We start from the raw sequence: 14,992 nt of genomic DNA, 5'->3' as shown, positions 1-14,992 counted from the left end.
GAATATTCGTTACATCGTCAAACGTTAAATTAAAGTTAATATTAATAAGGAAGTCTCCAATTTTTCAAAAATAAAATCTTTTATAAGATTGAAAATTAGAATAATTTAAAGAACATTATCGTTTCAGACATCAAAACAATATTTTTAAATTTGTAAAAAATCAATCAATGACAGTAGAGGATCTTGTAGGAAGCTATTCAATTCAGGGCAGTAATCAGGAAGAAACAGGACATATTTCCTATCACGGAATATTAACTTTATCTCTTGACGAAAATAAGAGGATCATTGCCCAATGGATTATTGATGATCATGAACAGAAAGGCACCGGTTTTTATAAAGACCAGATTTTAGTTATTAATTTTAATTATGAAGGTGATGATCACAAGATTTATAAAGGAGTAGCTGTTTATCGTTGTATTAATGAAAATATTCTGGATGGTTTCTGGTCCGAAAAGCATGGAAATCCATTATATCTGGGAAGTGAGTACGGGGTACGTATCGCCCGTTCGGAGTTTTTGCATTGATACTTATTTTTCTTCGTTTTTATATAATTAAAATTTGGCAATAAACATTCATTATCTGCTTTTTAAGTATATAAAATAGCGATTACTGTTGAATACCTTTCATTGTAAAAGCGAATTCATTAAGTACAAGATTCTATTTATTAAAAAAAATTAATTGGAATTAAAATTTAACTTTAAAAATTACTGAATAGATTTAGCTAATTTATTTTGAAAATCTTCTTCTTCTACGTAAATTTGCAAAAAGAAAATTTTATGAATTATACACTTGAACTCAATACGCAGGAACCCGGTTCTAATATCGTTTTCAACACCATCGTATTTGATTCGTTCAAAGTGAATATCGTTGAAAGACATGCCGGTTCAATGCGATCTCGTTCAAAATTGAATCATGTCTTATTCAAAGTCAGAACTTTAGACAATAATCTTATTCAAACTAAAGACGGTAACGGAAGAATCAAAATAAAAGGGGAAGATTTTGAAATGTATCAAAGAGCTATACAGGCTTTGTCATCCTACGAATATAAAAACAAGCTCATCAACAGAAAAGAAGTTGAGGAAAATTATGTTCACTTTATTCTGAGACTGGTTATCTTAAACTATACGCTTAGCTAATTGTACTAATCGTACTTTTTCTTATACTCCGAAATCTGCTGGTTTTGGAGATTTTAAGATTTAATATATGACTCTATAAGCGATCATTAAAAATATAATTTCTTACATTTACATTTCTATTGATCGCATATTCCCAAATTTAAGCAGGTGAAAATTCATAATAAAAAAAAATTGCTGAGCTTTTTAAAGTTTAAAAGAGACTTTCAGAAGTTTGGACTTGAAAAAGCACGCAGCTACGAACTCATTCTTCATTGGTTAAATAACAGGCTCAGCAGAAATCAGTTTCTGGTGTTATCCGGAATTCTCGTTGGTTGTACTGCCGGTTTGGCAGGGGTTTTACTGAAAACTTTGGTTCACAGTATTCATCATTTTATTACCACCGAAGTTCATTTCGAATATCAGATTTTATTTTATATTGTTTTTCCGTTTTTAGGAATTGTTTTAACGACCAGTATTGTTCTTACTTTGTTTAAAGGACAGGACAGAAAAGGAATTGGAGCTATTTTGTATGAAATTGCACAGAACTCCAGTATTGTTTCATCAGTTAAAATGTATTCTCAAATCATTCAGAGTGCCATAACGGTAGGGCTTGGAGGATCGGCAGGACTGGAAAGCCCCATTGCAGTAACAGGAGCAGCAATCGGTTCCAATTATGCACAAACCTACCGTCTTACTTATAAGGAGCGTACTCTTTTATTAGCAGCCGGAGCAACTGCGGGGATCGCTTCTGCTTTCAATGCTCCGATTGCAGGAATTATGTTTGCTTTTGAAATTTTGCTGACGGGGGTTGTGTTCACAGATTTCATTCCTTTGGTTGTTGCTGCCGTTTGTGGAAGTTTATTATCAAGGGTTTTACTTCAGGAAGATGTGCTTTTCAGGTTTCATGCAAGAGAGGCTTTCAATTACCGTAATGTACCTTATTATCTTGTTTTAGGGATTATTGCCGGATTATATGCAAGATATTTTGTAGTGATCTCGCAAAAAGTGGAGCATTTTATAAAAGGATTACAAATGTCCCGTCTCAGAAAAGCCATGTTTGGAGGCGCTGTTCTTTCTTTATTGTGTGTGCTTTTCCCGCCTTTGTTTGGTGAAGGTTATGAAACGGTAAAAGCTTTTACCAACGGAGATACTCACCAGATTATTGAAAATAGTCTTTTCAGATATTTTGAGATTAAAGATCTTACCATTATCATCTTTCTTATTCTGGTTCTTTTATTAAAGGCTTTTGCTACTTCTTTCACTATTTTCAGCGGAGGAAACGGGGGAAATTTTGCACCTTCTCTTTTTGCAGGTGGAACCGTTGGTTATTTGTTTGCGATTATCTGTCAACAAATAGGCTTTACAGAAGTTCCTATTACCAATCTTGTTCTGGTAGGAATGGCAGGAGCGATGAGCGGTGTTATGTACGCTCCGTTAACCGCAATTTTTCTGATTGCTGAATCCAGTTCTGGATATGATCTGTTTATTCCTTTAATGATTGCTTCTATTCTATCTTACCTAATCGCCAAATGGTTCTCTCCTATTTCGCCGGAACTTAAATCTATGGCTGATCAGGGAAAAATCTTTACGAATAAACATGATAAGAATTTATTATTTTCGTTAAAAACAGAAGAATTTATTGACCGATACTCTCAGATGATTCAGGAAAATGCGCCTATTGACGATCTGTTTGAACTTGTAAAAAACGGAGACAAAAATATTTTTGCCATCGTCGATGACCACAAAACATTGCGTGGAATTCTGACACTGGATGATATCAGACCTTATTTATTCAATGCTGAAAAAATTCCGGTAACAATTACCGAAATCATGAAAACACCACTCGCAATCATTCATCCGGAAGACCGTCCTTTAGAAATTCTTCAGATCTTTGATGATACCGGAGTCTGGAATTTACCTGTGGTAGATAACACCAATAAATTCATAGGGTTTATCTCCAAATCAAAAATTCTGATGAGCTACAGACAATTACTTAAAGAATATTCGGATTAAGATATCTATATAAAAAGAGCTTACCTTTAAAAAGGTAAGCTCTTTAAGAAAAAACTTATGGTATGAAATCCTACGGTTTTATAATTTCCGGCGAGGCAACAGGATTCTGATCCCAACCACCACCAAGCGCTCTATAGATAGCAACACTTGCTTTCAACTGGTTGACTTTCTTTTCAACCAATTCAAATTTTGATTCCAGTGCATCACGTTGGGTCAAAAGTACTTCCATATAATCAGCACGGGCATATTTAAACAGATCATTCGAGATGTCGATTGATTTTGTCAAAGCATCCACTTCTCTGGTTTTAATGTCTACACTGTTTTCCAGATTCTTGATTTTAGAAAGCTGATTGGCTACTTCAATATAAGCTCCCAAAACGGTTTGCTCATAATGATAAACTGCTTGAACCTGCTTTGCATTGGCATTATAATAAGCTGCTTTTATTGCACTTCGGTTAATCAATGGTGCAGTCAGTTCTCCGGCTAAAGAAAACAGGAATGATTCCGGTTTAATAAGATACGTCGGATTAAAGGCCTGCAATCCGACACCAACGCCAATATCAAGAGAAGGATAAAATCTTGCTTTTGCGGATTTAATATCCAGTCTTGAAGCAGCCAGTTCATATTCAGCCTGTTTGATATCCGGACGGTTTTCCAACAGTTCTGAAGGGATTCCGGCGTAAGCAGTCTGTGGTACAGCCGAATTAAAATCCTGACTTCTTTCCACCGGCTGAGGAAATCTTCCGACCAGATAATTGATCTTATTTTCGGTTTCTACGATCTTCTGCTGAATATCATACTGCATTCCCTGTGTTTTGAGAACCTGTGCCTGAAATCTTTTCACAGCAAGTTCATTGGAACGGGCGTTCTTTTTCAAATCTTTAATAATATCCAGTGCGTCATTCTGAATTTTAATATTTTGATTTAGAATAACAAGCTCATTATCCAAAGCAAGCAGTTCGTAGTAAGAATCGGCAATTTCTGAGATCAGATTCGTGATCATGAAATTTTTCCCTTCTACACTCGCCAAATATCTCTGAACCTGCGCTTTTTTTGCATTGTGAAGTTTTCCCCAAATATCGGTTTCCCATTTTGCCTGTACACCCACTCCGAAATCAAACAAAGGATCGGGCATTTCTTTTCCGGGCTCCATTTCGGTATTGGCTTCCATTGCTCCGATGTTGGTATAGCGACTTACTTTATCAACTCCCACTCCCGCTTTTAAGCCTACAGACGGTAAATATTCTCCTCTTTTCGCTTTAATTTCGTTTTTAGAAATCTCAATTTCCTGAAGAATAATATTTAATTCCTGATTATTCTGTAATGCCTGATTAATTAACGTCTGGAGATTGGGATCACTAAAATATTCATTCCATTTTTGCTTCCCTGTGTTGATCGTATCATTTTCTGCCAATGCGTATTTTCCAGGCACCGTTCTGTTTTCAGCACGTTGCTGTATGTCTATTGATTTACAGGCAGCAAGACTTAATAAAAAGAAGGCCGTTCCTGCATATTGATATATTTTATTCTTATTCATAATGGATCATGTCTTCGCTTAATGGTGATTCGTCTTCGTCTTTAATCATTTTTCTGCCATCTGATAATTTGGCAAAAATGTAATAGAGCCCAGGAATTACAATAACTCCGAACAGGGTTCCTATCAACATTCCTCCCAACGCAGAAGCACCAATGGTATGGTTTCCAATAGCACCTGCTCCACCTGCAAAAACAAGAGGGACCAATCCTGCAATAAACGCAAATGAGGTCATTAAAATCGGTCTGAAACGGGCTCTGGACCCTTCGATGGCTGCTTCCAGAATAGAATCTCCTGCCTGTCGTCTTTTCACAGCAACTTCCACGATCAAAACGGCGTTTTTACCTAATAATCCGATGATCATAATTAAACCAACCTGAGCATAGATGTCATTTTCCAGTCCCATTGCTTTTAACAGCATGAAAGATCCAAAAACTCCGACCGGTAATGAAAACAATACAGCAAACGGAATAATAAAACTTTCGTATTGTGCCGCCAATACCAGATAAACGAATACCAAAACGACAAGAAATACGTAGATTGCTTCATTACCACGTTGCGCTTCATCATAAGATAATCCTTCCCAAGCTACTTTGTACCCGTGAGGTAATGTTTTTGCCGCTACTTCATTGATCACCTGAATGGCATCTGCCGTTGTATAGCCTTCAGCCGGAAGTCCACGGATTGCCGCTGAGTTGTACATATTATAACGGGTAATTTCGTTCGGCCCCTGTGTTTTTTTCATTGTCATAAACGCTGAATAAGGCACCATTTCTCCATGATCATTTTTTACATATAATCCCAAAATATCGGAAGGAAGCCTTCTGAATTCAGGAGAAGACTGAACATACACTTTAAAGAACTGCCCGAAACGGATGAATCCCTGTTCGTAGGTACTACCAATCAAAATGTTCAGGTTTTCCATGGCGGTACCGATAGAAACTCCTTTCTGCATAGCAGCATTATTATCGAAAACTAATTCATACTGAGGATAATTGGCTGCAAAGAAGGTGAACACTCCGGTAAGTTCTTTACGTTTTTTAAGCTGAGCAATGAACGCTTTATTTACTTTATCAAAATCCTGATAATTGGTCGTTCTGTTAAGATCAAGCAATCTCATGGAGAAACCTCCGGAAGATCCGAAACCAGGTACAGCAGGCGGTTCGAAGAATTCTATTGTAGCTCCAAGATCTTTTGATTTTTCTTCAAGCTCTTCCATGATTTCTTTTACATTATGCTCACGGTCGTTCCAGCTTTTCAGGTTGATCAGACACGTTCCTGCATTAGAGCCACGACCTTCTGTCATGATCTCGTATCCTGCCAAAGACGAAACAGATTCTACTCCATCAACACCCTGACAGATTTTCTGCAGTGCTCTTGAAACTTTATTCGTCTGCTCCAGTGTTGATCCAGGAGGCGTCTGAACAATCGCATAAATGGTTCCCTGATCTTCATTTGGGATGAAACCACCCGGAAGCGCTTTATTAACAACAAAAATTCCGACGCAGAAAGCTACTAAGATTCCCCATGTTACCACTTTTCTGGTTACAATTTTTCTAAGGAATGAAGCATATTTTCCTGTAACTTTATCAAATCCTTTGTTGAAAGAGTCTAAAGCTTTAGTGAAAATATTAGATTTTTTAGGTTTTCCGTGATGGTTTTTCAATAACATCGCTGCCAAAACCGGAGTTAATGTTAAAGCAACCACTGCAGAAATTACAATAGAACTTGCCATGGTAATAGAAAACTGACGATAGAAAGTTCCTACAGGACCCGTCATAAAGGAAATCGGAATAAATACAGCAACCATCACTGCAGTAATCGCGATAATCGCACCTGCGATTTCTCCCATTACTTCTTTTACCGCTTTGTAAGGAGAAATATCACTTTCCTCCATTTTTGCGTGAACAGCTTCAATCACTACAATCGCATTATCTACAACAATACCGATCGCCAAAACCAAAGCGAAAAGCGTTACCAAGTTAATCGACATTCCGAAGAGCTGGATGACAAAGAAGGTTCCAATCAAAGAAACCGGAACGGCAATAATCGGAATTAAGGTTGAACGCCAATCGCCCAGGAAAATAAACACTACAATCGCTACCAGAATAAAGGCATCTCTCAAGGTATGCATTACCTGCTCGATCGATGCATCCAAAAATTGTGAAACGTCATAACTGATTTTATAATCCACTCCTGGAGGGAAATTTCCTTTCATTTCCTCCAACTTGGCTTTTACATCTTTAATAACGTCATTGGCATTACTTCCGTAGTTTTGTTTTAATACAATAGAAGCGGAAGGATGCCCATCAAGATTTGAATAAATATCAAAAAACTCACTTCCCAACTCAACTTTTGCAACATCTTTAAGTTTAATGTTCTCTCCTTCTGAATTGGAACGGACAATGATATTTTCGTATTCTTCAGGTTTATTATATTGACCTTTATAGGTAAGAACGTATTCTAAAGACTGTGCTGCAATCCCTGAACTCTGCCCGATTCTTCCGGGACGTCCTATGATACTCTGTTCACCAATTGCTTTCATTACTTCATCCACAGAAATTGAGTAAGCACGCATTCTGTCAGGATTCAGCCAGATACGCATCGCATATCTTCTACTTCCCAGGATCTGAGATTTTGCAATCCCATGAATACGGTTGATTTCGGGGATGATATTCACAGTAGCATAGTTGTAAAGAAATTTTTCATCCATGCTTTTGTTGGTACTGTAAAGATTGACGTACATCAACATACTGGGCTGAATCGGGTTTACAACAACTCCTTCTTTTTGCACTAATTCAGGAAGCAGCGGCATTACCTGATCTACTCTTGTTTTCACCAGAACGACGGCTGCATTGGGATCGGTTCCGGGATCGAAAATCACATTCACTGTGGCTTCTCCGGCACTGGTTGCATCGGTTGTGATGTAACGCATTCCCTGAACTCCGTTGATGGCATTTTCAATCGTAATCAATGAAGATTTAACCAAAACATCAGCACTCGCTCCCGGATAAGCAATGGTAACGGCAACAGTAGTGGGGGCAATTTTAGGAAACTGTTCGGTGGGAAGCTGCTTGATCGCCAAACCTCCTATAAACAGGATGACAACCGATATCACAATAGCGAATACCGGTCGGTGTATTACTTTTTTAAACATAATCTTGCTTTTTAATTACTCGGCATACAGATCGAGATTCGACATTACTTTTTCAGGGTTCTGGTATTTTGAACTGATCGTCTGGTTTTCCTGAACCATTCTAAGACCATCCAGAAGAATTCTTTCGTCCTTTCCAAGACCTGAAGCCACAACATACAGATGCGGTAATTCGGCTGCAATTTTTATTTCTCTTGCTTTTACTTTGTTATCTTTTGTAATAACATAAACATATTTCTTCTCCAATTCTTCAAAAGTCGCTTTTTGAGGAATCATCAAGGCATTTGCATAAGGTAATGTGATCACAACATTTCCTGTTTCACCAAACCTCAATAATCCTTTTGGATTCGGGAAAGTAGCTCTGTAAGCGATGTTTCCGGTTTCATTATCGAAATCGGATTCTATCGTTTCTACCACTCCATTCTGAGCGAATTCTTTTCCGTTGGCCATTCTCAAACGAACGTGCATCGGATCATTGGTTGTTCTCTCACTCATCTGATTCAGATATTCTGCTTCCGGAACATTGAAATACACCCACATTTTGCTGTTGTCTGACAGTTCGGTAATTAACTCCCCGTCATCTACCAGACTTCCTTTTCTCACATGCAGTCTTCCTACAATTCCTGTGAAAGGAGCTCGGATTTCTGTAAATCCTAAATGAGTATTGGTTGAGGAAAGCTCAGCTTTAGCTTTTTCGTATCTGGCTTTTGCCATTGCCATTTCCTGAGGAGCAACAATGTCTTTAGTTGCCAGATTTTTGGTATTTTGATATTCGATTTCGGCGTATTTTGCTTCTGCTTTGGCACGATTTACATCAGATTCATATAAATTAGGCATAATTTTAAACAAAAGCTGTCCTTTCTGAACAAACTGCCCTTCATCTACATAAATCCCCTGAATATATCCTTTTTCCTGGGCACGAAGCTCAATATGGTTGATAGAACGGATCTGTGCTACATAATCTTTATCGATTAAGGTATCTTTTACAAGCGGACTCGTCACATTGAAAGAGGTTGCTTCTTTTTTTTCTTTTTTCTCAGAATTGCAGCTTAGACATAAAAGAATAAGGCACAGGTTTATATACATGAGACTTTTCTTGACCATGATAATAATTTTTATAATATTTAAAATTTGAAAAATAGAGTTACGGATTTTCTGAACGGATCATGAAAACCTTAAATTTTTTTCGAAAAAAGTATTATAAAATCACAGTCGGATGACCCTGTACTGGATATACAGATCATCATAAGATAGCTTTAACTGCCCGGAATGAGCGAATGAAACAGCATTTTGTCTGTCGTGAAATATAGTAACGAAGCCGGAAATCAAACGCCATAAGTCTTCTCTCAGAAGAAGCGTGAGTTCTGAAGACGCTGAGGTGTCTACATTATCATCATTTTCACTGTCGTTTTCAGAAAGTGCTCTGATTTTATTGTAACGCGGCCGGCTAAGATTGTAAGAATCGTAGGCATTCTGGTTGTTTAGAAAGGCAAAAGAATCGAGTTTATTTTCGTTCTGCCTGATCAGAATATCTGTTGTGAACTGAAAATCAGGGGAAGTATTGGTTGAGATATATTGTTGTACTTGCCCATAATACAAACCCAAAACGGTAAGTAATGCAAATAGCAAACTGTATAAATATTGATAAAACCTCCCTTTCATCCTGATGACAAAGGTAAGTAATCTCCAAAAAATAACAAGTAACTGAAAATTAAAAATGTGTTAAAAAAGTCAATAGAATTTGAGTTTATTGAATTTTTTGAGGCGAGTTTATGTTTTTCCTGCTTTTAATTATCTTTTAACAGAAAAGAAAACGTGCTTCCCGCTCCATATTCACTTTTCACAAAAATATTTCCGCCTTGAGATTCTATAAATTCTTTACTGATACTTAAACCAAGTCCTGTTCCTTCTTTTTTTGTTCCCGGAATCCTGAAATATCGGTCGAATACTTTTGAAACATATTGCGGCTCAATTCCCTGTCCTGTATCTGTCACTGAAAACATGATTTTATCGTCCAGCTTTTTTACGTCTATGTTAATATCTGAATCTTCATAAGAATACCGGACCGCATTGGAAAGTAAGTTATTGAGAACCCAGGCTGTTTTTTCACTGTCGGCTAACACATTTTGAATTTCAGGAGCGATATTGATAAGAAATCTGATCTGTTTCTGCTCTGCAGCCGCTCTGTTTGCATCTACAGCATATTCAATTATTTTTGAGACTTCGGAAGGTTTGATATTCAATTTGATTGATCCGCTTTCCAACTGGGCAATATTCAATAATTCTCCTGTGATTTTTAATAGTCTGTTGGCGTCGTCTTTAATTCCGTTGACCAAGTTTTTCTGGTCATCATTCAGGTCTCCTATTTTATCATTTTCAAGCAACTGCAATCCCATTTTTATGGAAGAAATCGGGGTTTTAAATTCATGGGAAACGGTTCCGATAAAGTTGGTTTTGGCAAGATCCAGTTCTTTAAAAGGGGTAATATTATGCAACATAATTACCTGACCGATGAACTGGCTGTTTTCTTCTCCTGTAGGGATAATATTAATATCAATCACATCTTTTTCGAAATAACTTTCCTTACCATCCGCATAGATTTTCATGGGTTCGTTTTCTGCCGTTGTTTCGGGATGGATAATATCTTTGATGATACTTCTTACCAGATCATTGGTAACCGCGACATCCTGAATCAGTTTTCCGACAAAGTTTTCTTTTTTTAGCCCTGTAATGTTTAAAGCTTCGTCATTTACAAAGAGCACTTTTTTATTTTCATCGATACCGATCACCGGATCCTGCATATTATCAATCAGCGTTTCGATACGTTTTTTCCCTTTCAGGATCTTTTCAAGCTTACTTTCCGAATATTCGTGAAGTTTTTCAGCCATTGTATTGAAGGATCTTGCCAGTTCACCAAATTCACTGTTGCTTTTAAAATGAACTCTTTCTTTATAATTCTGATTGGCGATCTGCCTAATACTTGACGTTAATATTCTAATGGGATCGGCAATATTTGACGGAAGATTTACCATTAAAGTAAATGCCATTAAAAAGCAAAGCGTTCCTACAATGGAAATTGCTGTAATTGCATTTTTGGCCGTTTCATCAGCAATACTGCTTTTATGCTGAATAGCCGTCATATTAAGTCGCATGAGTTCAGCAATATCTTTTCTGACGGATGATTTTAATGAAACATTCTGAATGTCTTTTTTCAATGCAGAAAAATGAGTAACTACTTCTTCCGTTGCTTCTCTTTCGCCCGGTTCTGTGACATTCTTACGCTGTTTGTCCAAATATTTTTCAAAGACACCAAAAGCCAATGGGTCTGAATTGATCTCTTCTAACGCCAACAGCATATTTCTGGAATATTCCAGGGTATTGTAATTGGCTGCCAAGATGTTATTGGTATCCCGTTTCAATTGATTGATGTACCATGCACTTACTACAGAAAGCACGATAATCATAATGAACAAAAGACCTACACCTATATTAAGTTTTGTTTTGATTTTCATGATAAAATAACCAAATCGATGTTTTCCTGTGACAGTTTATTTAATAAAGAATTAAAAGTATCTGTTGCCAGAATGATTTTCCATAAGTTCAAATGCGGCTTTCCAATACAGACCGTGGTAATTTTCCGTTCTTCACACTGTTCCATGATTGTGTGTGCCACATTGGTATTTTCTACCTTTATGATTTCTGCTCCTAATTCTGTTGCTAATTTAAAATTATTAATCAGATGACGCTGCTTATCCAAAGCGATTTTATCAGAACTTTCACGGGGAATCTGAACATACAGAAGATACCATTGACTGTTATAATAGTTTGCCAATCTAGCCGTTTTTCTGATCACATTTTTAGCTGTTTTTTCATTGGAGCTAATGCAGGCTAAAAACCTTTCTTTTTTTATCGTTTTATGAATGGTAACTTCTGATTCTACTTTTCTTGTCACCTGTGAAGCCACTTCTTTTAAAGCCAGCTCACGAAGCTGTAAGATACTTTCCGGTTTAAAGAAATTATTGAGTGCAGAATTGATTTTTGTCTGATCATAAATTTTTCCTGCCTTTAAACGGTTGATCAGTTCTTCTGCCGTTAAATCGATATTCACCACCTCATCCGCCATAGAAAGAATAGAATCCGGAACTCTTTCTTTTACTTCAATATCGGTAATACTTTTTACTTCTTCATTTAAGCTTTCAATATGCTGAATATTCACCGCTGAAATCACATTAATCCCTGAATCCAGAATTTCCATGACATCCTGCCAACGTTTTTCATTTTTACTGCCTTCGATATTGGTATGAGCCAATTCGTCAACAATTACCACTTCGGGACGGAGATTCAGCACCGCCTGAACATCCAGCTCTTCCAGCTCTTTTCCCCTGTAAAAAAGCTTTCTTCTGGGAATAATCGGTAAACCATCTAATAAAGCATGGGTTTCTTTGCGATGATGAGTTTCAATATAACCGATTTTTACGTCAATTCCGTTTTCTAAAAGCGCATGAGCTTCCTGCAGCATGCGATATGTTTTTCCCACTCCTGCACTCATCCCGATGTAGATCTTGAATTTTCCTTTTCTTGATTTTTTTATTAAGCTTAGGAAATCCTGAGCAGACTTTTTTTCATCCATAACAGATTATCTAGAGTAAAGTTAGCAATCCCTTACCAAAATTTCAGCAAGGGATTTGAATCATTAAAAACTTACGGCAAGTGAGGTGACTGCTGTAAGGGTATTTTTTTTAAGAACATTACCTCTGTTCAGAAAGATCTCATCTTTACTGTTAAGGTTTTTGAGTTCCGTTCTCAAGACCAGATTGGGAAGAATCCAATAATCAGCGTTCAAAGAATATCCAAAGGTTTTAAAACCGTTTTCTGTTCCCGTGGCAATAATCACTCCTTTTTCATCACTATAATATTCTCCTCTTGCAGCAAAATTCAGCTTTTCTGTTGGAGAATATTTAGCAATAAGGGCAGAAGAATACCATAGATTATACTGATTGCTTCCTTTAGCTTTCTGTTCTGCTCCGATATCAAAACCTGTAATCAAAGCCAGTTTTTTATTCAGTTGAAAAATTCCATGTAGATTATGAAAATACCTCATCTGTTTCATATCATCAGGTTTATCATTACCTATGAAAGAACTGCTGTTCAGGGTAATTTTCTCGTTTGGTTTATAGGTCAGTTGATGACCAAAAGCTACCGTAGAGTTCCCTTCTACACGTTGAATTCTTTGCCAACCGTTCAGAATTAAAGCACTCATCAACCATTTTCCGTTGTCAGTGGTATAAGAGATTTTGGCACCTGTTTCAAAATAAGGAGAATTTTCTGCCATAAGACTTCTTGTTAAAGTAAAACAGTCCTTACTGACAGCACTTTCAAAGCCAATATGAGAAGGCATAACACCTGCATCTATCCAAAGGTTTTTAGATTTCGATATTTTAATCCCAACATTGGCTTCATAGATATTTTTTAAAACTCCTGATTCTGCCGCATAATTGGCATTCATATAGGTACCGGTTGCCAATGCAAGAGTTGTCCTAAATTTTTCATTTTCATAATTGGCTTTTATAAACCCTAGATTTAAATTCACTTCATTGTTTCTGTTGTGGCTGTAAATAAAAGCCGGACGCGAGTTGTTTTTAGGATTATTGGATGCATACTGATAATACAATTCAGCATACCCTGTAATTGCTAAAGATTTCTTCTCCTGCGCAAAATCTAAAGTTGGAATACCCGGTATTAAAAATATACACAGTATTTTTTTCTTCATTTTTAAAATTGATTATTTACAGTCTGAAAATAACAGCCAGAGTAAGCCTGCTGTCTCTTTTTCTTAAATCCGGTCTCCAGTTTTCAACCGCTGTATCTGCCCATCCGTCCGGACTTGTAGTTCCTTCTCTTCCTGCGAAATAAGGAATATTGCTGCTTCTATATCCATATTCCAATCTGAACGTGCAAAACTGATTGGGCATATAATCGAAAGTCGCAGTTCCCTGAAACATTTTCAGATCTTTTCCGGTTGCAAGTGCATCATTAAAATCATTATTGGCAACCGGTGAAGGGGTAAATGCTAAATAAGCTCCCGGATTACTGATGACATCTCCTCTTAAAGTCAACGCAAATTTATTCTGATTGAACCATATTCTATTCGCAAGAGAAGTTCCGATCATATAATTATCTTTCGCTTTTACACCTGCACCGGATTGGAAACCATAATGTGTGTTCAAACTGAAAGCCACCTGGGAAATTCCTTTGCTATCTTTTCTGTTAAAATATCTTGCCACCACACTGTTATCATGGTGAAATCTTCTTACTCCCGGATTGTTTCTGGTATCTTTTCCGTTGAGGTAAAAATTGGCTACTAATTGTAGATTTTCATTGGGACGGTAATAGTTTGAGTTTCCTATTGACAATCCTGTATTCCATGAATTATACGTTTGCCATCCATTCATTACCCAGACTTCTGTTTTAAATTTTTTAGAGGGATACGCCTGAACTCTTGCTCCCTGAAAATAGAACGGGGTAAAATCACACACCAAACTTCGCTGATAGTTCCAGTTTTCATTAAGAACATAGCTTTCAAGACCAATATAACTCATGAAAATCCCGGCTTCAACATTTAAGCCATGCATTACATCAAAATGATATCCTCCGGCAGCTTCACGGATGTATTTTAAATTACTGGCAGAAGTATTTTTCCCATGATTTACCGTTCCGTCAAGATCCTGTACAATAGATCCCATTTGCCCAAACTGCAGCCAAAGACGACCTATTACATTTTTATAATTCGTTTCCAGACCCACACTTGCCATATTGATTGTAAACTCATTGGAACGGCCTATTGCTGCAGAAGCGTTGTGCGTATTATCTTTTGGGCGGTTAAAATCATAATTAAAATATGAATCAACATAGGCAACCCCGGTGATAATAGTTTCCCCGTCTTTATCTTTTAAAGTAAGCGGAAAGTCGGTTTGTCGGTTTTGTCCGTTGATCCAGGAAAGATCATAGCCTTCAAACGGTATTTTTGACTGAGTGATCAGAGAATCTTTCTTTACATTTTCAATAGATACAGAATCTGCAGTTTTTTTCTGAGAAAAAGCCCATTGATTCGTTGCCAAGCACAATACGGTAATGGCGAGGCTCATTGTTTTTTTCATTTCTAAAATTTCTTTTTTT

The 14,992-nt window shown here is 37.0% G+C and carries 11 protein-coding genes; 3 read left to right on the top strand and 8 right to left on the bottom strand.

Features of this window, described 5'->3' with window-relative positions; genetic code table 11:
- Positions 1 to 167: 167 nt before the first annotated feature.
- From JI747_RS02730 to JI747_RS02720, 3 genes are all read left to right on the top strand, one after another.
- On the top strand, positions 168 to 524 hold the full coding sequence (locus JI747_RS02730) for a hypothetical protein (RefSeq protein ID WP_225686105.1): 357 nt from the start codon (positions 168 to 170) through the stop codon (positions 522 to 524).
- Between the two features lie 252 nt (positions 525 to 776).
- A complete protein-coding gene (locus JI747_RS02725) occupies positions 777 to 1,136 on the top strand; it encodes a prevent-host-death protein (protein ID WP_225686103.1) in 360 nt (119 codons plus the stop codon).
- Between the two features lie 147 nt (positions 1,137 to 1,283).
- Positions 1,284 to 3,128 (top strand): chloride channel protein, encoded by a 1,845-nt coding sequence (locus JI747_RS02720; protein WP_225686101.1) that lies wholly within the window; start codon positions 1,284 to 1,286, stop codon positions 3,126 to 3,128.
- Between the two features lie 70 nt (positions 3,129 to 3,198).
- On the opposite strand, the gene JI747_RS02715 is transcribed toward JI747_RS02720, so the two are convergent.
- The 8 genes from JI747_RS02715 to JI747_RS02680 form a co-directional block, all read right to left on the bottom strand.
- Positions 3,199 to 4,665 (bottom strand): TolC family protein, encoded by a 1,467-nt coding sequence (locus JI747_RS02715; protein ID WP_225686099.1) that lies wholly within the window; start codon positions 4,663 to 4,665, stop codon positions 3,199 to 3,201.
- Positions 4,658 to 7,819, bottom strand: coding sequence for an efflux RND transporter permease subunit (locus JI747_RS02710; protein WP_225686097.1), 3,162 nt, complete (start codon positions 7,817 to 7,819; stop codon positions 4,658 to 4,660). Before JI747_RS02710 ends, JI747_RS02715 begins: the two co-directional genes overlap by 8 nt.
- Before the next feature lie 15 nt (positions 7,820 to 7,834).
- A complete protein-coding gene (locus JI747_RS02705) occupies positions 7,835 to 8,920 on the bottom strand; it encodes an efflux RND transporter periplasmic adaptor subunit (protein WP_225686094.1) in 1,086 nt (361 codons plus the stop codon).
- A 102-nt stretch (positions 8,921 to 9,022) separates the two neighbouring features.
- Entirely contained in the window at positions 9,023 to 9,478 is a 456-nt protein-coding gene (locus JI747_RS02700) for a hypothetical protein (protein ID WP_225686093.1), read from the bottom strand.
- Between the two features lie 125 nt (positions 9,479 to 9,603).
- Positions 9,604 to 11,328 (bottom strand): HAMP domain-containing sensor histidine kinase, encoded by a 1,725-nt coding sequence (locus tag JI747_RS02695; RefSeq protein ID WP_225686092.1) that lies wholly within the window; start codon positions 11,326 to 11,328, stop codon positions 9,604 to 9,606.
- Positions 11,325 to 12,446, bottom strand: a complete 1,122-nt coding sequence (locus JI747_RS02690) for a sensor protein KdpD (protein ID WP_225686091.1) — start codon at positions 12,444 to 12,446, stop codon at positions 11,325 to 11,327. The genes JI747_RS02695 and JI747_RS02690 overlap by 4 nt, the downstream gene beginning before the upstream one ends.
- A gap of 63 nt (positions 12,447 to 12,509) precedes the next feature.
- Positions 12,510 to 13,586, bottom strand: coding sequence for a porin (locus JI747_RS02685; RefSeq protein ID WP_225686090.1), 1,077 nt, complete (start codon positions 13,584 to 13,586; stop codon positions 12,510 to 12,512).
- 16 nt (positions 13,587 to 13,602) lie between these two features.
- Positions 13,603 to 14,973 (bottom strand): outer membrane beta-barrel protein, encoded by a 1,371-nt coding sequence (locus tag JI747_RS02680; RefSeq protein ID WP_225686089.1) that lies wholly within the window; start codon positions 14,971 to 14,973, stop codon positions 13,603 to 13,605.
- Positions 14,974 to 14,992 lie beyond the last annotated feature (19 nt).

It is taken from the genome of Chryseobacterium tagetis (assembly GCF_016735585.2).
GTDB classification, from domain to species: domain Bacteria; phylum Bacteroidota; class Bacteroidia; order Flavobacteriales; family Weeksellaceae; genus Chryseobacterium; species Chryseobacterium tagetis.
Note: the sequence above shows the minus strand (reverse complement) of the source record. Positions and strands in the feature narration are given on the sequence as shown.